This window comes from Mycobacterium asiaticum DSM 44297, assembly GCF_000613245.1.
Lineage (GTDB): Bacteria > Actinomycetota > Actinomycetes > Mycobacteriales > Mycobacteriaceae > Mycobacterium > Mycobacterium asiaticum.
Genome location: NZ_HG964938.1, coordinates 289,333 through 306,495 on the forward strand (window position 1 = coordinate 289,333; position 17,163 = coordinate 306,495).

16 protein-coding genes are annotated in these 17,163 nt (G+C 65.2%); 7 read left to right on the forward strand and 9 right to left on the reverse strand.

The genetic code is table 11. The features are described from left to right. Position 1 precedes the first annotated feature (1 nt). Positions 2–817: an SDR family oxidoreductase gene (locus tag BN972_RS20220; protein WP_036363496.1), complete on the forward strand. Its 816-nt coding sequence runs from the start codon at positions 2–4 to the stop codon at positions 815–817. A gap of 1 nt (position 818) precedes the next feature. On the opposite strand, the gene BN972_RS20225 is transcribed toward BN972_RS20220, so the two are convergent. The 6 genes from BN972_RS20225 to BN972_RS20250 form a co-directional block, all read right to left on the reverse strand. Beyond that, positions 819–2,567 carry a SulP family inorganic anion transporter gene (locus tag BN972_RS20225; RefSeq protein ID WP_036361753.1) on the reverse strand — a complete coding sequence of 583 codons (1,749 nt, stop codon included), beginning with the start codon at positions 2,565–2,567 and terminating at the stop codon, positions 819–821. 15 nt (positions 2,568–2,582) lie between these two features. Further along, complete coding sequence (locus BN972_RS20230; RefSeq protein WP_036361756.1) at positions 2,583–3,659, reverse strand: sulfate ABC transporter substrate-binding protein; 1,077 nt, start codon at positions 3,657–3,659, stop codon at positions 2,583–2,585. Between the two features lie 136 nt (positions 3,660–3,795). Then, entirely contained in the window at positions 3,796–5,577 is a 1,782-nt protein-coding gene (locus tag BN972_RS20235; protein WP_036361759.1) for a PE domain-containing protein, read from the reverse strand. 82 nt (positions 5,578–5,659) lie between these two features. Continuing rightward, positions 5,660–7,207: a flavin-containing monooxygenase gene (locus tag BN972_RS20240; protein WP_051545758.1), complete on the reverse strand. Its 1,548-nt coding sequence runs from the start codon at positions 7,205–7,207 to the stop codon at positions 5,660–5,662. Next, positions 7,204–9,012: a flavin-containing monooxygenase gene (locus tag BN972_RS20245; RefSeq protein ID WP_235192528.1), complete on the reverse strand. Its 1,809-nt coding sequence runs from the start codon at positions 9,010–9,012 to the stop codon at positions 7,204–7,206. Before BN972_RS20245 ends, BN972_RS20240 begins: the two co-directional genes overlap by 4 nt. Positions 9,013–9,081: 69 nt before the next feature. Beyond that, positions 9,082–9,696 carry a TetR/AcrR family transcriptional regulator gene (locus tag BN972_RS20250; protein ID WP_036361765.1) on the reverse strand — a complete coding sequence of 205 codons (615 nt, stop codon included), beginning with the start codon at positions 9,694–9,696 and terminating at the stop codon, positions 9,082–9,084. Positions 9,697–9,778: 82 nt separating this feature from the next. Between BN972_RS20250 and BN972_RS20255 the strand changes: the two genes are divergently transcribed. The 3 genes from BN972_RS20255 to BN972_RS20265 all read left to right on the forward strand — a co-directional run bounded on the left by BN972_RS20255 (position 9,779) and on the right by BN972_RS20265 (position 12,275). Further along, the gene (locus BN972_RS20255) at positions 9,779–10,402 is read left to right on the forward strand and encodes a TetR/AcrR family transcriptional regulator (protein ID WP_036361767.1); all 624 of its coding nucleotides are present in this window, start codon (positions 9,779–9,781) and stop codon (positions 10,400–10,402) included. Between the two features lie 2 nt (positions 10,403–10,404). Next, positions 10,405–11,409, forward strand: coding sequence for an LLM class flavin-dependent oxidoreductase (locus BN972_RS20260; protein WP_036361769.1), 1,005 nt, complete (start codon positions 10,405–10,407; stop codon positions 11,407–11,409). A 122-nt stretch (positions 11,410–11,531) separates the two neighbouring features. Next, complete coding sequence (locus BN972_RS20265) at positions 11,532–12,275, forward strand: cutinase family protein (protein WP_036361771.1); 744 nt, start codon at positions 11,532–11,534, stop codon at positions 12,273–12,275. A gap of 26 nt (positions 12,276–12,301) precedes the next feature. Here the strand turns inward: BN972_RS20265 and BN972_RS20270 are convergent, their stop codons facing one another. Further along, on the reverse strand, positions 12,302–12,892 hold the full coding sequence (locus BN972_RS20270; RefSeq protein WP_235192562.1) for a TetR/AcrR family transcriptional regulator: 591 nt from the start codon (positions 12,890–12,892) through the stop codon (positions 12,302–12,304). 135 nt (positions 12,893–13,027) lie between these two features. On the opposite strand from BN972_RS20270, the gene BN972_RS20275 reads away from it, so the two are divergent. Next, a complete protein-coding gene (locus tag BN972_RS20275) occupies positions 13,028–13,582 on the forward strand; it encodes a pyridoxamine 5'-phosphate oxidase family protein (RefSeq protein ID WP_036361774.1) in 555 nt (184 codons plus the stop codon). A 2-nt stretch (positions 13,583–13,584) separates the two neighbouring features. Here BN972_RS20275 and BN972_RS20280 read toward each other — a convergent pair whose 3' ends face one another. Further along, positions 13,585–14,058, reverse strand: coding sequence for an SRPBCC family protein (locus BN972_RS20280; RefSeq protein WP_036361777.1), 474 nt, complete (start codon positions 14,056–14,058; stop codon positions 13,585–13,587). A gap of 213 nt (positions 14,059–14,271) precedes the next feature. On the opposite strand from BN972_RS20280, the gene BN972_RS20285 reads away from it, so the two are divergent. Beyond that, a complete protein-coding gene (locus tag BN972_RS20285) occupies positions 14,272–15,081 on the forward strand; it encodes a polysaccharide deacetylase family protein (protein WP_036363505.1) in 810 nt (269 codons plus the stop codon). Positions 15,082–15,083: 2 nt separating this feature from the next. On the opposite strand, the gene BN972_RS20290 is transcribed toward BN972_RS20285, so the two are convergent. Beyond that, complete coding sequence (locus BN972_RS20290; protein ID WP_036361780.1) at positions 15,084–16,283, reverse strand: aromatic ring-hydroxylating oxygenase subunit alpha; 1,200 nt, start codon at positions 16,281–16,283, stop codon at positions 15,084–15,086. 74 nt (positions 16,284–16,357) lie between these two features. Here BN972_RS20290 and BN972_RS20295 point away from each other — a divergent pair, with 74 nt between their 5' ends. After that, on the forward strand, positions 16,358–17,158 hold the full coding sequence (locus BN972_RS20295; protein WP_036361783.1) for a PaaX family transcriptional regulator C-terminal domain-containing protein: 801 nt from the start codon (positions 16,358–16,360) through the stop codon (positions 17,156–17,158). Positions 17,159–17,163: the final 5 nt, after the last annotated feature.

Here is a 17,163-nt window from a genome sequence, read left to right on the forward strand (position 1 = left end):
CGTGCATCGGGAAGTGCTGACAGTGATCGGCGTGGGTGGCATGGGGCAGGCCATCGCGCGGCGACTCGGGCCGGCCAGGACTGTGCTGCTCGCCGACAACAACGATGCGACACTCGGCTCGGTGGCCCGATCGCTCGCCGCCGAGGGGTACGCCGTCGAGAGCCAACAGGTCGATGTCGCGTCGCGGGATTCGGTGCACGCGCTCGCCGAACTCGCCGCCTCGCTCGGCACCGTAACCCAACTGGCCCACACCGCCGGCCTGTCCCCGGTGCAAGCCTCCGCCGATGCAATCCTGGCGGTCGACCTGCTCGGGGTCGCGCTGGTGCTGCAGGAATTCGGTGACGTCATCGCGCCGGGCGGCGCGGGCGTCGTGATCGCCAGCATGGCCGGCCACCTGGTCCCGGCATTGACCGCCGAGCAAGAAAAGGCCCTGGCCCACGGTCCACCCGAAGAGCTGTTGCGCCTGGACTTCGTCTCCAAGGTGACTGACTCCCATTTCGCGTATCCGATCGCCAAGCAGGCCAACCACATTCGGGTGCGGGCCGCCAGCGCGTACTGGGGCAGCCGGGGTGCACGGATCAACTCCATCAGCCCCGGGATCATTTCGACGCCGATGGGGCAACAGGAACTCGACTCCCAGGTCGGGGACGGGATGCGAGCGATGATCGCCATGTCCGGCACCGGTCGCATCGGCACTCCCGACGACATCGCCGCCGCGACCGCCTTTCTGCTCGGTCCGGACGCAACGTTCATCACCGGCACCGACCTGCTGGTCGACGGCGGAGTGACCGCCGCGCTAAAGGCCGGCAGCCGGTGAGTCACACCAGGTAGTACAAGTCCGGGTCCTCGACCCCAGCGCCACTGGCCTTGCTGGCCAGTTCCGCGTGGGCGTAACGCACCGCCTTGAGCGTCGCGGAGAATTCTCGGTCCTCTTCAGGGAAGACGTGGTCGGCGGGAAACCAGTTTTCGAAACCCACGTTGTTCAGCACGGCAAGCAAATCGGGCCGCACTCCGGCCAACAGGACGGTTAACCCTCGATCGGTCAAATCCCGCAGGAAGTGCTCGATGTGCTCGACGCAGACCACATCGGGATGGCGGACCCGCTTGAGGCGCAGCACCACGAATTGATGGTGGTCTGCTTCAATCCGCTCGGTGAGTTCGGCAAGATGCCGGTCCAATTCCGGGGCAGCCCCGAAGAACAACTCGCCTTCCAGGTCATAGATGACGATCTGCGGGTCGGCGGGATCACTGGGAATGCGTTCGCGAACCACCCGTTGGGGCGTGACGATGAGCTCCTTGGCGCTCAGCTTCGCCGCGCGCGGGACAAACAATACGATCGACAGGATCACCCCGAGCAGCACCGCTTTGTCGAGGTCGACCGCAATCCCGGTGAACGCGGTGACTATCACCAGGCCCGCGTCGTACCGGGATGCCTTCAGGGTGTAGATCAACCGCTTGAAATCGACCAGCCGCGCGGCGGTGACGAGCAGCAGTCCCGCCAACGCCGGCTGCGGGACATACCGCAGCAACGGTGCGAAAAGCAGGAGCGCCGCAGCGACGGTTGCCGCCGAGACGATTCCGGAGAACCGCGTCAGAGCCCCGGACTGGAAATTGATCGCGGACCGGGACAACGATCCGGAGCCCGGCAGGCTCTGGAAGAACCCGCCACCCAGGTTGGCCAGCCCTTCGGCCATGATCTGGCGGTTGTAGTCGATCTTCTGGTGAGTCTGGTGCGCAATGGCTTTCGCGATCGACAAGGCTTCTATGATGCCGACGAAGGCGATGGCCAATGCCCCCGTCGACAGTTCGGGCAGCAGGCCGGTGGTCACCTCCGGTATGTGCGGACTGGGCAGGCTGCGTGGCACCTTCGCCGCGACCGCCACAGCGGTGTGCCCACCCGCACCCGGGATCGACCACCCGGCGGCATAAGCGATCAGCGCGGTGACGATCAGCACGGCGAGCATGTCTATTTGCGGAAGACCGAAGCGCTGCACGAACTTTCGCAGCACGACCGCCAGGGCTACGGCCGTGGCACTGAGGGCTAGGGCGCGGTAGTTGATCGCGTCGCCGTGAAACAGGGTGAGCCAAACCCGTCGCAGCACCTGCATGTGCCCGTTGCCTTTGTCCTTCACCCCCAGCGCATTGCCCAGCTGCCCCACGGCCAGCAGGAGGGCCGCGGCCGCCATGAACCCGATGATCACCGACTCTGAGATGTAGCGGGTCAAATTGCCCAGCTTGAACACCGCGATGATGATCTGGAACATCCCGACCAGCACGCTGAGCAGGAACAGCGCCTCGAAGAGTTGCTTGGAGTTCTCCGAGTCGATGAACGCCAGCGCGGTGAACACCAGCAGCGAAATCGCACTGGTGGGGCCGTTGATCAGGTGAGAGGACGACCCGAAGATCGAGGCGATCGTTGTCACCACGATCGCGGAGTAGACGCCGAACCTGGGGTCGACGCCCGCGATCAGCGCATAGGCGATCGCCTGGGGGAACGATATAGCGGCGACGGTGAGCCCGGCGATCACATCGCTGCGACCCTTGGTCCACCCGTAGTCGAGAGCCACGAGATACCAGTCTTTCTATTGGGCGGCCGGCGGCACGGCAACCGGCGGCGCGGACAAAGTGTCGTAAATCCCGTTGTCGCCGAAGAACTTCTCCCGTGCGTTCGCCCAGTCGCCGGCGATGGCGGTGATCGGGAACAGTTCCAGCGCTGGCAACCGCGCAGCGTGTCTGGCCAGGATCCCCGGATTGATCGGTCGATATCCGAACTGTGCGAACGTTTCCTGAGCCGCGTCGGTGAAAAGGTAGCGGAGATAGTCCTTGGCGTAGGTCGCCGCTTTGGGATCGATGACGTTGGCGTCGACCCAGGCAACCGCGGGCTCAGCGCGAAGACTGACAGGCGGATAGACGATCTCGAACTCGTCCTTGTTTGTCGCCACTTCCCGCAGCGCCTCGTTCTCCCAGGACAGCTGCACGTCTCCGATCCGCTGTGTCGCGAAGGTGACACCCGCGCCGCGGGCACCCGCGTCGGCCGCTGCGACGTGACGCAACAGCGACCGCACGTATTCGGCCGCTTGCTCGTCACTACCCCCGCGGGTGGTGACCGAACCCCACGCGGCCAGGATGCTCAGCTGCCCGTTGCCGGAGGTGCGCGGGTTCGGTGTCACCACGGCGACACCGTCTTTGACCAGGTCAGCCCAGTCATGAATGCCCTTCGGATTGCCCTTGCGGACCAGAAAGACAATCGTCGAGGTGTAGGGCACCGAATTGTTTGGCAGTCGGCTCTGCCAGTTCGGCGCGATCAGGCCGCGCTTGCGCAGCGCGTCGATGTCACTGATCAACGCCAACGAGACCACCTCGGCCCGCTGTGCACCCTCGATGACGCTGCGCGCCTGCCGCCCCGACCCACCGTGAGATTGCTTGACGGTCAATCGGATTCCCGTCTTCAAGCGATATTGCGTGGCGAAGGCCTGATCGATGTCACCGTACAACTCCCGCGTCGGATCGTAAGAGACGTTGAGGATCTGATCCGTGTGGTCGTCGGGCAGGTTCCTGATCACGATCGCGCCCACGGCGAGCACGATGGCCACGACGCCGAGCACATTGAGCCAGGGAATCCGCAGCCGCCGCCAGCGCTGCCGCTCGGTGTCTACCATCGGGTGTCTCGTTTTCGTTTGCCGTCCAAGAGCTTTGACGATGCTAACGATCAGTTCCCGCGGTAGGAGTGGTGAGAATCAGCCTGAGCTTAAGTAACCGCATCTCAGGGCGATTTCGGCCACATATTTTCGCTGATTAAATGTCACGGACGTCGAACTCGTGCAACGTTTGGTCCGCCCCCTCGCTGACCGTGACATAGCCCCGCCCGTCGGGGTGGAACGCGATTGCCTCCCCTTGGCTTTCACTGGTCTGCAAACCTTCGACCGTTTGCTGGCTGAAGGGCGACCACGAGCTGCTTCCCGGTGCCCGATCCCACAGCAGGACATCGTCGTAGGTCCGCACGGCCAACTGCGAGCCATCGGCCGAGAAGTCCGCGCTGGTGACGAGTTGCTCACTGGCATCCGACAGATCAAGGGTGGCGACCTGAGTCAGCGTTCGGCTCGAGCTGCTGCTTCCGGCGCTGCTCCACCCGCTGTCCGAAGTTGAGTACACCCTCGATACATCGTCACTGGTCTTTTCGATGAGCAGCAGGTTGTGGTTCACCGGGTCAACCGCCAGGGCCTCCGAATTGAGCTTCTCCCCATTGGGATACGTAAGCCGGACCTGTTCGACGCCGGTCAAAGTCCCGTTCGTCGGACTGCTCGCCGTACCGGTGACGGTCGGCTCGGGAACGCGGTAGATGGTGATGTTGCTGCGTGAGTGGCCGTTATCGCCGATGTCGCCGACATAAATATAAGATTTGCCGTCGGCCCCCCTGGCGACCTCGATGTCCTCCCAGTCATTGGCGGTCGCGCCACTGAGCTTGTAGGTGGCCAGCGTCTGGCCGGTCTTCGCATCGATTGCGAAGATGCGCGCCGAATCGCCGGAATCATTGTGCACCCAATAGACATTCGGGTTGTTGATGCCGGCGTCGATGCCGGAGATCTCGTTGAGATTAGTGTCGGTGATCTTCCCGCCGCTTGATCCGGTCAGGTCGCCGTCACGCGCCGCGCCAACGGCGTTCGGCCCGGACGGATCGGTGGGGTTACCTGGGCCGGGATTTCCCGGGTCCGTGGGATTGCCCGGGTCGGTTGGGTTACCGGGGTCCGTCGGGTTACCCGGGTTGCCCGGTCCGTTGAGTTTTGTCCCCATCGCCCCGGTGGCGCCATCGTTGCCGGCCAGTTGACCGCCCGAGCCACCGGCGCCGCCCTTGCCCGGATTCACGCCCGATCCCCCGGCGCCACCGTTGCCACCGTCTCCGACCAGGCCCGCGCTTCCCCCGGCGCCGCCAACTCCACCGGCCGCGCCGACCGCGCCGGCGCCACCTTGTCCACCGGCACCACCGTTGCCGTACAGCGCGCCACCGTTGCCGCCCTGGCCACCGGCAGGTGCCGATGCGGCGGCGCCGCCGCCTGAACCACCTTCGCCGCCCGCGCCCCCGTTACCGATCAGACCGGCGCTGCCGCCGCGGCCACCGGGCTGCCCCGCCGCCCCGGATCCGCCCTTGCCGCCGTTGCCGTACAACAAGCCACCGGCCCCGCCGTTCTGCCCGGTACCGGCGACTCCGTCGGCACCGTCGCCGATCAGCGGACGACCCAGCAGCGAGCGGGTGGGCGCATTGATCAGGTCGAGCGCTGCCTGCTGCAATGGGCCGACATTCGCCGCCTCCGCCGCGGCATAGCGGCCCGCGCCAGAAGCCACTAACTGCACAAACTGCTGGTGAAACACCTGCATCCGCACGCTCAATGCCTGATAGTCGCGGGCGTGGCCGGCGAACAGCTCGGCGAGCGCCACCGAAAGCTCATCCTGCGCGGCGGCCGCGATTGCGGTCGTCGGCGCCGACGCCACGGACCCGGCCGCCTGCAGCGCGCTACCGATACCTTCCAACTGCGTCGCTGCCGACGACAACAAATCCGGAACGGCCACCAGATACGACACCGAAAACCTCCACTGTCCATATAATCAATCGATTGATCGTATGCACCCCAATGCGGGGTGCGGGCCGTTTTTCAGCAATTAATCAATCGATTGATAGTTTAGTGGCGCTCAGCATGACATCGTCACGGAGATTTCCGGTGTGGTGCACCCAGTCCCGGGAGCGAATGCGCCAGGTGCGCCTTGCGTAGTCCAGTTCCGTGTAGGGCCACTGCGTCACCACCCGGCCGCTGGGTGAGCGGAAATAGCTATCACACTGAGTCCAGATGCTGCGGTCCAAGTCTGCCGAGAGCCGCTCGTTGAACCTGCGTTCGGCTTCCGGACGCACCGTCAGGTACCCACCACGCCGGGCGATGCGCGACACCGCGCTGGCTACCAATCGCGCGCCCGCCTCGAGGATGTAAACGATCGAGTTGCCGCCCTGGTTGGTGTTGGGGCCATAGAGCATGAAGAAGTTCGGGAACCCGGCCACGGCAACACCCAGGTAGGCGCTGGGGTCCACGCCCCAATGCTCGTGTAGCCGGCGTCCCTGCGCCCCGATCACCTCAATGCCCGACAGATACTGCGACGTCTCGAATCCCGTTGCCAGCACCACGGCGTCGACGGCCACGGCGTCGCCGTTCGCGGTGACGACCGACGTTGTGGTTATGCGCGCGATGGGATCAGTGACCAGCGTGACGTTCTCGCGCTGCAACGCCCGGTAGAAATCGTCACCCAGAAGCACCCGTTTGCACCGGAACGGGTAGTCGGGCGTCAGAGCGCGGCGCAATTCTTCGTCGGCCACGCTGCGCTGCAGGAACGCGGTGGCGAATTGCGACCGCGCGGCGACTACCGGGTCGTCGGCCATGGTGGCGGTGTTGTCATGCTGGAACTTCCAGATCTTCCAGCGGGTGTGGCGCACCGCCAGGGGATTGCGCCGAAATTGTGCCAATTCGGTTGCGGTGTAGGGCCGGTCGTCCTTGGGCACCATCCAGGGTGGGGTCCGCTGGAACACCGTCAGGCGTGCGGCGGTCTGGGCAAGTTCGGGAATCACCTGCACCCCGCTGGCCCCGGTTCCGATCACCGCCACCCGCGCGCCGGTCAGGTCCACCCCGTGGTCCCACTGGGCGGTATGCATCAGGGTGCCGCCGAAGTCCTTGAGTCCGGGGATATCCGGAAGCCGTTGCGCTCCAAACAATCCGATGGCGCAAACCACGACATCGACATTGACCGTCTCGCTGGATGTCCCACGATCCAGCCGCAGCTCCCACTGGGGAGTATCGGCGCACCAGCGAGCGGACCGCACCGCGGTACCCAGCATGAGATGGCGGCCGAGGTCGAACTCGTCGACTACCGATTCCAGATAGGCAAGTATCTCGGGCTGCCGGGCGTAGGTGCGACTCCAGGACTTGTTGGGCGCGAAGGAGAACGAGTACAGGTGGCTCTGGATATCGCAGGCGGCGCCAGGGTAGGTGTTCCGGCGCCAGGTGCCTCCCACGCCGTCGTCGGCCTCGATGATCAGCAGGTCGTCGATGCCGGCACGGCGCAATGCAACGGCGGCGCCCAGACCGCCGAACCCCGCGCCGATGATGGCCACCTTTGGTGAGGGCCGGCCGCGGGCCAGGGCGCGGATCCGCCCGAGCAGGTATCTCACGGACCGTTCCCGCGGCGACGTGTCTCGAGCCCGGCGAGCTCGCCGGCCGCCCGCCACGCCGCCAGGATGTCGGCATACTCGGTGGGGCCACCGAAGAAGAAGCTGCCCTGGCGAGTCTTGGCGTCCGCCTTGCCTTCTCGGTTGTAGTAACCGGGAGTGCAGGTCTTTGCCCGCTCCGCGGTCGCCGCCGAGCGCTGCACGACCGTATCGACCCATGCGGCTTCGGCGGCCGCCGACGCCTCGACTTCGTCGACACCGTGTTGCAGCGCCCACGAGATGATCCACGCCGCGTGGGTGGCCTGGACGTCTAGCAGATAAGGAAAATTCACCGTCAGTCCGGCTTGGGCGATACTCTCGATAAAGCAATTTGGAAAGCCGTTCGCGCACAAGCCTTGGAAGGTGCGCACGCCGTCGCGCCAGCGCTCTGTCAGCGTTACCCCGTCGCGCCCGATCAACTCGAAACCGCTGCGGCGGCAATAGTCGGTGCCCACCTCGAAACCGGTCGCGAAGATCAGGCAATCCAGCTCGTAGGTCTGCCCGTCCACCACCACACCCGCCTCGGTGATCCGCTGCACGCCTAGTCCGCGGGTGTCCACCAGTGTCACGTTGTCGCGGTTGAAGGTCTGCAGATAGTCGTCGTGGAAGCAGGGCCGCTTGCAGAAATAGCCATACCAGGGCTTGAGCGCTTCGGCGGTCGCGCGATCCACCACGATGTCGTCCACGCGGGCCCGAATCTCTTCCATCTTCGAGAAGTCCGCCATCTCGATGTCGCGCGGGCCGTGGCTGACGGAAGCGCCGGCGTCGTGGCGCATCACCGGGAGCTTGCGGGTGATGCTCGTCCACGCGTCGGCCACGAGATCCTCTTCGGCCTGGCCTCCGGCGGTGAGGATCTGAAAGTTTTGAATGCGTTCCCGCTGCCAGCCGGGCTGTAATGCGTTGGCCCACTGCGGGTCTGTCGGACCGTTGGCGCGGATGTCCACCGAGGACGGGGTGCGCTGAAATACGAAGAGATGTTGCGCGGCCGCGCCGAGATGGGGCACACACTGCACCGCGGTGGCCCCGGTACCGATGATGCCGACCCGCTTGTCGGCCAGTTGCTCCAACCGCTCCCCGGTATAGCCATAGTCCCACCGGCTGGTGTGGAAGGTGTGCCCGCGAAACTCGGTGATACCCGGTATGCCGGGCAACTTGGGTTTGGCTTGATACCCGTTGGCCATGGTGACGAACTTCGCCCGCATCTCGTCGCCACGGTTCGTTTTCAAGACCCAGCGAGAATCGCCTGCGTCCCAGCGAATTTCGTGTACATCGGTGTGCAGGCAGGCGTCGCGATACAGGTCGTAGCGTTCGGCGATGTTGCGGCAGTGCGCAAAGATCTCCGCCCCGGTGGCGTACTTGCGGCTGGGTATGTAACCGAGTTCTTCGAGCAGCGGGATGTACACGTAGGACTCGACGTCACACGCGATGCCCGGGTACCGGTTCCAGTACCAGGTCCCGCCGACATCGGCCGCACGGTCGATCAGCCGAATGCTCCCTACGCCGAGTTCGCGCAGGCGCACACCGGTGAGCAATCCACCGAAGCCGGCGCCGACGATCGCCACGTCGACCTCGTCGGTGAGCGGCGCCCGGGTGAATTCCTCGTCAGCCCACGGGTCGTCGGCGAACCGGGCGAACTCTCCGGCAATTTCCACGTACTGCCCGATGCCATCGGAACGCAGCCGCCGCGCTCGCTCCTCGGCATACTTACGCCGCAGCGCGTCCACGTCGAGCGCGCGCTCGACGGTCTCGGTCCCCACAGCATCGGTCAAGTCTCGGCCCCACTCTCCGTGCGGCCGACTCTATAATTAATCGCTTGATCGTATCAAGGTGTGCGGTGCCTAGCCGTCGCCGAACAGCGCGCCTCGCACCAGCACCTTCGATGCGCCCAACGCAGCCTGGAACTCCTCCAGCGGCAGCGTGGCTGCCAGTTCGGTCAACCCGTAGATGAGGGCATAGATCGCCTCGGCGACGGCCCGCGGGTCCACCTCCGCGCCGAGATCGCCCGCCCGGCAGGCGTCGTCGACGATGCCGTCGATGATTTCGCGCATCATCTGAAACGTGCTGTTGTCGTCGCCACCGGAAGCGACGAGGTTCTCCGCCCGAATCGCCCATTCGAAGGCGGCCAGGTCCGGATACTCCCGGAGCAATCGTCCGCATTCGTCGAGCACCGCTTCGACCCGGTCGACGATGTCACCGGCGCCCTGGGCAGCCCGGCGCAACCGGGGCATGGCGGCCTCATCCCGGGTCGCGATCGTGGCCTTGATCAGTTCGGCCTTGTTCGGGAAGTAGTTGTACAGGCTGGCGCTGGTGACATCGGCCGTGCGGGCGATTTCACGGATGGTGGCCCGCGAGTAGCCGGCCTGTGCGACGCATCTCATGGTCGCGGCGATGATCCGTTCTCGGGTTTCGCCGCCGACGGCGCCGACGGGACGGCCCAGCTGGCTACGCGTCATATGGGTCCTGTCCTGTCCTGCCGCTCGACCATGGTCGAATATATTCGACCGATCAATTAGTTCCGCCGTTCGGAGGTACCCGGTGACCGTCGGCTCCCAGCTCGGCCGGCCGGTCGGCGCCAGCGGTGAGCAGACCCGCCAACGCATCATCGCCGCAGCCATGCGCTGTGTGGCCGAGATGGGATATTCACAGGCCTCGATACGCGAGATCGCCAGGACCGCCGGCATGACCAGTGGCAGCCTGTACCACTACTTTCCGAACAAGGCCGAGTTGTTCAAGGCCACCGGCGACGAGATCGAGGCGATCGTCCTGCCGCGGCTGCGGGCGGCCGCCGCCCGGTCCGACGACACCGCCGCCCGTCTGGACGCGGTGCTGGACGAGTCGAAGCAGCTGATGCGCGACTTCCCTCATCTGGCCGCCTTCCTGCAGGCCACCCGGGTGCAGAGCGCGGGGCAGTCCGGACGCATCGGCCCGACCTACCCGGGCTCCAAGGCGCTACGCGACGTCGTCACCGAAATCATCGAGGACGCTCGCCGCCGGGGGACGCTGTCCTGCGAGGCCACGCCTGCCGTCGAATCGATCTGCGCTCTCACCCGTGGGCTCTCCGAACAGGCGGCCCGACTGCCGCGCGAGGGCTACGACGCCACGCTGGATTCGGTCAAGCAGATGATCCGCGGCACGCTGTTCGCGCGGACCGGTGGATAAGGGTGCGCCTGCTTACCGCACTGCGGCTGAACATGACCAATGTCGCCGACCCGTCGGTCCGCCACGGCGACCGGTATCGGGCCGCGCTGGAGATGGCGGAATATGCGGACCGCAACGGGTTCACTGCGGTCAGCGCTGAAGAGCACCACCTGTCCGCCACAGGTTGGCTACCCGCACCCCTGCTGCTGGCCGCCGCTGTGGCGGGACGGACCCGCAGGGTACGCATCAGCGTCAACGCGTTGATCGTGCCGCTCTATAACCCGGTTCGGCTTGCCGAGGACATCGCTGTCCTGGACAACCTTGCGCAGGGCAGATTTAGCTTTGTGGCCGGAATTGGTTACCGCCCCGAGGAATACCGCGCAGCCGGCAAGGACTGGGCGCGCCGCGGCGACCTGATGGACCATTGCCTATCGGTGCTGCTCAAGGCATGGGGCGACGACCCGTTCGAGTACAACGGCACCCTGATCAACGTCACACCGAAACCCCATACCCGGCCGCACCCCGTCCTTTTCGTCGGCGGAATGACGCCGGCGGCGGCCCGGCGCGCAGCGCGTTTCGGGTTGCCGTTCTCACCACCGATGGCGATGCCGGAGCTGGCCGCGATCTATCAGGAAGAGTTGCGCAACCAGGGCACAACGGGATTCGTGTATCACCCGGAGAACGGCAGCACTGTCACGCTGCTGAACCCCGATCCGGACGAAGCCTGGTCGCGTTACGGCCCGTTCATCATGAACGAGGCGCGCGAGTACGCCGGCTGGAAGCGGCGCGGCGTGCCGCGGCCCAACGAGACGCCCGCCGCTTCCATCGAGGAACTCCGGCAACTCAACCACGTCGAGATCCTCACGCCCGACCAGTTGATCGCGCAGATCCACGCCGGACGCCAGGACATCGTGATGAATCCGCTGGTCGGCGGGCTTCCCATCGACGACGGTTGGTCCAGCCTGCGGCTGCTGGTGGAGCAGGTGTTACCCGGGGTGGGATCTCCCAACATCGTCACAGCCGAATGACAGCCGAATGACAGCCGAGACCGGCCGCTGAGCGGAGCTCTTAATGGGCGTCTAAGCTGGTCAAGGTCCTATGTCAATGATTTCGCCCCGCCGTCGAAAATGTTGTTTTAGGAGGTTCTTCCGTGGGCACATACTGCGGCATGAATGCACGTCGCCTCGCTCGTATCCTCGCTCCCGCGGCAGTCGCAGCATCGGGTCTGTGCGCTTCCGTGATCTCCGGTTCCCCCGTTCCAGTCGCATCCGCCGCATGCCCGGATGTCGAGGTTGTTTTCGCCCGCGGCACCGGCGAAGAGCCCGGTGTCGGCCCGACGGGCCAGGCCTTCGTCGACAACCTGCGGCCGCGCCTCGGCGCGCAGTCGATGGATGTGTACCCCGTCAACTATCCGGCCAGTGACGAATGGGCGACCGGCGTCGACGGTGTCCGCGACGCGGGCGCTCACGTCAACGCCATGGCCGCCAGCTGTCCCAAGACCAAGATGGTCCTCGGTGGCTTCTCGCAAGGCGCTGCAGTCATGGGCTTCGTGACATCGGCCGCTGTGCCGGACGGCATCGACCCGGCGACCGTTCCGAAACCGCTGGATCCCGCTGTGGCCGATCACGTTTCCTCCGTCGTGTTGTTCGGTCTGCCGAACGTGCGGGCGATGGAATTCCTCGGTCAGCCGCCGGTGGCCATCGGGCCGCTCTACCAGGCGAAGACGATGAAGGTCTGCGCGACCGACGACCCGGTGTGCTCGCAGGGACTGAACTTCGCCGCGCACAACACCTACGCCAACGACGGCGCAATGATCGACCAGGGGGCAGCATTCGCGGCCAGTCGTCTCGGCGGCGGCGCGCCGGCACCGGTGCCCTCCGGCTTCGGCGAGTGAGGCGCCGGCGCTAAGACCCGTCCGAGTCAGGCGTGCAGCCGCTCCAGCCCGGCAACGACGAGCCGTAGGCCGAAGTTGAACTCCTCGGCCAACTCGACCGGAAGGTTGTCGGCGACTGCGCGCGTCGCCGGATAGCGCGTCGGATCGAGTTGTCCGAACGCGGCCGATGCGGCGGCATCGTCGGGCTCGGCTGCCGCCGACTCGGACACCTGCATCGCGAAGCCCAGGATGAAGTGCCACAGCGTGGCATAGCTGCGCGCGGCCACCTGGGGTGAGAAGCCGTTATCGAGCAGCACCCCAAGAATGAACTCTCGCTGGGCAAGCGCGTTTGGTCCCATCGGGATATGGCCGATCAGCAACGGGGCGATATTGCCGTGTCGGCTGAGCGCGTCGAACGCTCGCTGCGCGAACGAGCTGCATACGTGTTGCCAAGGCTGTGATTCGTCGGCTTCCAGCTCGCCGAACATCCCGTCGACCAGCATCGCCACCAGTTCGGCCCGGCTGGCGAAATGCCGGTACAGCGTGGCGGTTCCAGATCCAAGGCGGTGGGCAAGTGACCGCATCGACAGCGCATCGGCGCCCTGCTCGTCGACGAGTTCTAGGGCCGCCTCGAGGATCCGATCGAGCGGGAGCGGCGGCCGGCCTCGGGGACGGCCGCGCGCGGGCGGGTTGACAGGTTCTGCATTTATGGACACACTGTATCCATAAATGTTTGGGAGGGTCAATACCCCCGTCTTGGAGGACGATTCGCCATGCTCCTGCCCCTGGCCCCGGAGCCCTACACGGCTCCCACCGACCGCGACATGCTGCCCTCGGAGCGCCGCGAATTTGTCCGGACCCACCGCACGGCGGTGTTCGGCTACCGGCGCCGCAACGACGGCCCGGCCATGTCGATCGTCTATTACATCCCGACCGACGACGACGAACTGCTGGTTTCCACGATGGCGGGGCGCGGTAAAGCCCGCATCATCGAACGCGATCGCAAGGTCAGCCTGTGCGTGCTCGACGAACGGTGGCCGTTCAGCTACTTGCAGGTCTACGCGGATGCGGTGCTGGACGACGACCGCGACCTCGCGGTCGACGTGATGATGGCGGTGGCGGGCAGGATGTCGGGACAGCCGCTCGGCGAGGAGGCGCGTTCGTCGGTCCGAGCCATGTGCGAACGGGAACACCGGGTGGTGATTCGCTGCCGTCCTTATTCCACGTTCGCCACACCACCACGGCACCTGCACCGCAACGATCAGGTGGAAGAGTTGTCGCACTGGGTTTCTGGCGTTATGCCCTGGGACACCGCCGACCCGGCCTGAGGTCAACCAGCCGGGTAGCGGTCGCGCAGCTTGGCCAGAGTCGACTCGATGCCGCTGGCGTTCGCCTTCACAAAACCCATCCGCTCGTAGTACTTCAGCTTGTTCTTGAGGGTGCCGGCGCTGGAATAGTCGAAGGTCTCGGTGACTTGGGTCCGGTTCGGTGACAGCGACTCGAACTCCCAGCGCCAACGGTGACCGAGCGGATGCCGCCATTCGATCACCTCGTCCGGCTTGAATTCGGTCACCGTACTGGTGATGCGATACGGCACGCCGAGCATGCGCATGTTGGTCGAGAACTTCGAACCTTCGGCGAGCCGGGACGGCGCCTTGACATTGGCCCGGACCGTGCCGGAGCCGTCCAATTCACTGTGGCGCCGCGGATCGGCGGCCATCGCGAACAGTTCGGCCACCGGGGCAACCACCTCTACCGACCGGCTCACCCTGCGGGGCCCGGCGTCGACAACCTTGACAGTCATTACTTGCTCCTTTTCCCCTTTTCAGCGTCGCAGTTTTGTGATCGCCGCAACAGATGGGTGGCCCTGCGGCGTTCCGCACCGGAAAACGACGCGGCGCGTGGTACGGTTCGCTGCTGTGGTGTCGTCGCAGGTCAACCGGGGTCGCAGCGTGATTGCGGGCACGCCTGGTTCACGGTGCGCCGGGCGATTTATGGTGGCCGGCGCATGTCCGAGCTGAGCCGACGCCGCTTTCTGGGTTCCCTCGCTATATCCACCGTTGCCAGCGTGGGTCTCGCGCGATGCATGGTCGATCCGCAGCCGCGAACATTCGCCCAGACACCAGCCGCCGAACTGGCGCCCCCAGCCGGGCCAACCGTAGCCGGGCTGCTGCCACCGCCCCCTCCGTCCACACGGGTGCGACTGCCCGGCGGCGGCGTGCTGAGCCAGCTTCCGGGCAACGGTGACCTGCTGGCGCTCACGGTCGACGACGGCACCAACAGCGAAGTGGTGCGGGCTTACACGCAGTTCGCCAAGGACACTGGCATCCGGCTGACGTTCTTCGTCAACGGCACCTACGACTCCTGGACCGACAACCTGGCCATGCTTCGGCCACTTGTCGAATCCGGCCAAATCGAACTGGGCAACCACACCTGGTCGCATCCCGACCTCACCACGCTGCCCAAGGGCGAGATCGCCAAGCAGCTGATGCGCAACGACGAATTTCTCAAGAAAACGTACGGCGTTGGAGCCAAACCCTATTGGCGGCCGCCCTATGCCAAGCACAACGCCGAGGTGGACTCGGTGGCCGCCGACCTCGGATACAGCCTCCCGGTGCTCTGGTCGGGGTCACTGTCGGACTCGACGCTGATCACCGAGGAATACATCGTCAAGATGGCCGACCAGTACTTCACGCCGCAGGCCATCGTGATCGGGCACCTCAACCATCTGCCCGTCACCCACGTCTACCCGCAGCTCGTAGAGATCATCCGCGACCGGAAGCTGCGGACGGTCACTTTCAACGATGTATTCCTGAAGACCCCGTAGGGTCAGAAAACTGGCTCAGACAATCGGCTCAGGCGCTCGTCGAGAACCGCGTGGAAATGGCCGATCGCGCTCTCGTGCCGCCCGAACTCGACGAATTCATTGGCCCCCGAATGCAAACCGCGCTGCACACCCTCGGACATCTCGTTGTCCTCGATCGCGCCACGGGCGATGAGCGTGCCCGCGGCATCGCGGCTGTCACCGGAGATTCGCTCGGCAACCTCGGGTTTGACGAGTGAGTAGATGACCACTGTGCTGTGGCCGACATCCACTGGGTCGATCACAACCACCAGCATCAAGTCCGGGAACGTCGCCAGCATCACGTTAGGGAACAGCTGATACAGATAGGTGACCCGGGCGTCCGTCGTCCAGCTGCTCTCTGGCCGATCACGCAGGCGCTCGATGTTGCGGTACGGGAAGGTGATTCGACAGTTCGGACCAAACTGCTCCACCACGTTCAGATCGTCGTACTGCAGCGGGAAAAAGGTGTTCTGGTGGGTCCAGCGGATGTGGTAACCCTCCAGGAACTGTTCGACGAGCACCTTCCAGTTCATCGCTCGCAGCGTCGAGTCCACCTGAACCAGCTGCCGCGCGGGCACCAACTTGTCGTGCCAAGCACTGCCATCGGTCAGCCACGCCAGCGCCGCGTCGCCGGCTGACTGCGGGGAGCCACCCGCGAGCGCCTCGATGACGATGAGTCCGTCTGCCTCATGGCTGGGCACCTCGACCAGGCCGCGCGCCGCCATGTCGAGGTCGGGAAATGCGTCACGGTATGGCACATGCGCGAGCGAACCGTCCAGCCGGTAGGTCCAGCCGTGATAACGGCACACCAGCGCTTTGGCGCATCCGGAGCCCTCGACCAGTGTGAAACCCCGGTGGCGGCAGGCATTGCGGAACACCCGCGCCCGATGATCACGACCCCGTACCGCGAACAGCGGCACGCCGAACGCGGTTCGTTCGACATGGTCGCCCGGATTGGGTATCGCCGCCGAGGGAACGAATACGCTTGGCATCGCGCGCAACATCCGCATCTCGGTAGCGAATCGTGCTGGATCCAAATAGTTTTCGACGGGTTCGCGCCAGGCGACACCCTCGTCGGTGGTGCCGGCATCGATGTGCGCCAAGACCCGGCGGACAATCTCGACGTCATCTGCAACCGAGCGGGCAAGCGAGCCGGCATCCAAGGGCTTCGTCGGCGTAGCCATGGCCAAGTATCACACTTCGCTAGTCACGTGTCAATAATTCAGTGATATGACGGTTCATCAGCGAAGATAGAGGGATGGCGGCAGCAACTGCGGCTCGGGTCCGCGAGCTGATCGGCAATCGACCGCTCAGCGCGCGTTCCGTCCTCGCGTCAGCACTTTTGGGTTCCGACGAGGGCCGTCTGACCGTGGCGGAGCTGGTCGCGATCGCCTCGCTGTTCGCTATCAGCGACGGTGCGGCCCGGACCTGTTTGTGGCGAATGGTTTCCAACGGTGAAGTGACCGGCGACGACGGCAGCTACGCCCTTGCCGGACGGTTGCTGGATCGGCGGCAGCGCGTCGACGAAGCGTCCCGATTCGCAGACGGTGGCGCATGGGACGGTACTTGGGAACTGGCAATCGTCGCGCTGGAGCGCCGTTCGGCTGCCGACCGCCTCGAGCTACGCAAGGCCGCGACCGCGCTGCATCTGGCCGAGCTTCGAGAGGGTGTCTGGATCCGGCCGGATAACCTTGACCCGCAGCGTCTTCCGGCATATCGGTCGGTATTGGACCGGCAATGCACCCATTTCCACCGCGCGGTGACCGAAATCGGTGCGGACCGGATGCGCGCACTCTTCGCCCTCGACGACTGGGCGAGCGATGCCAGGGCGCTCATCGACGCTATGGAGGCAGCCCTCGAAGACAACAGCGACGGTTCGGCGCAGAGCATTGCCGACAAGTTCGCGTTGTCGGTCGCCGTGATCCAGCATCTGCAGCGGGATCCACAGCTGCCCGCCGAACTCGTCGCGGACCGCTGGCCGGGAGATACCTTGCGGCACACCTACCGTCGGTTCGACGATGTTCTGAAAAGGCGGATGAACAGTGCCTTTGCTCGGTGAGCGCT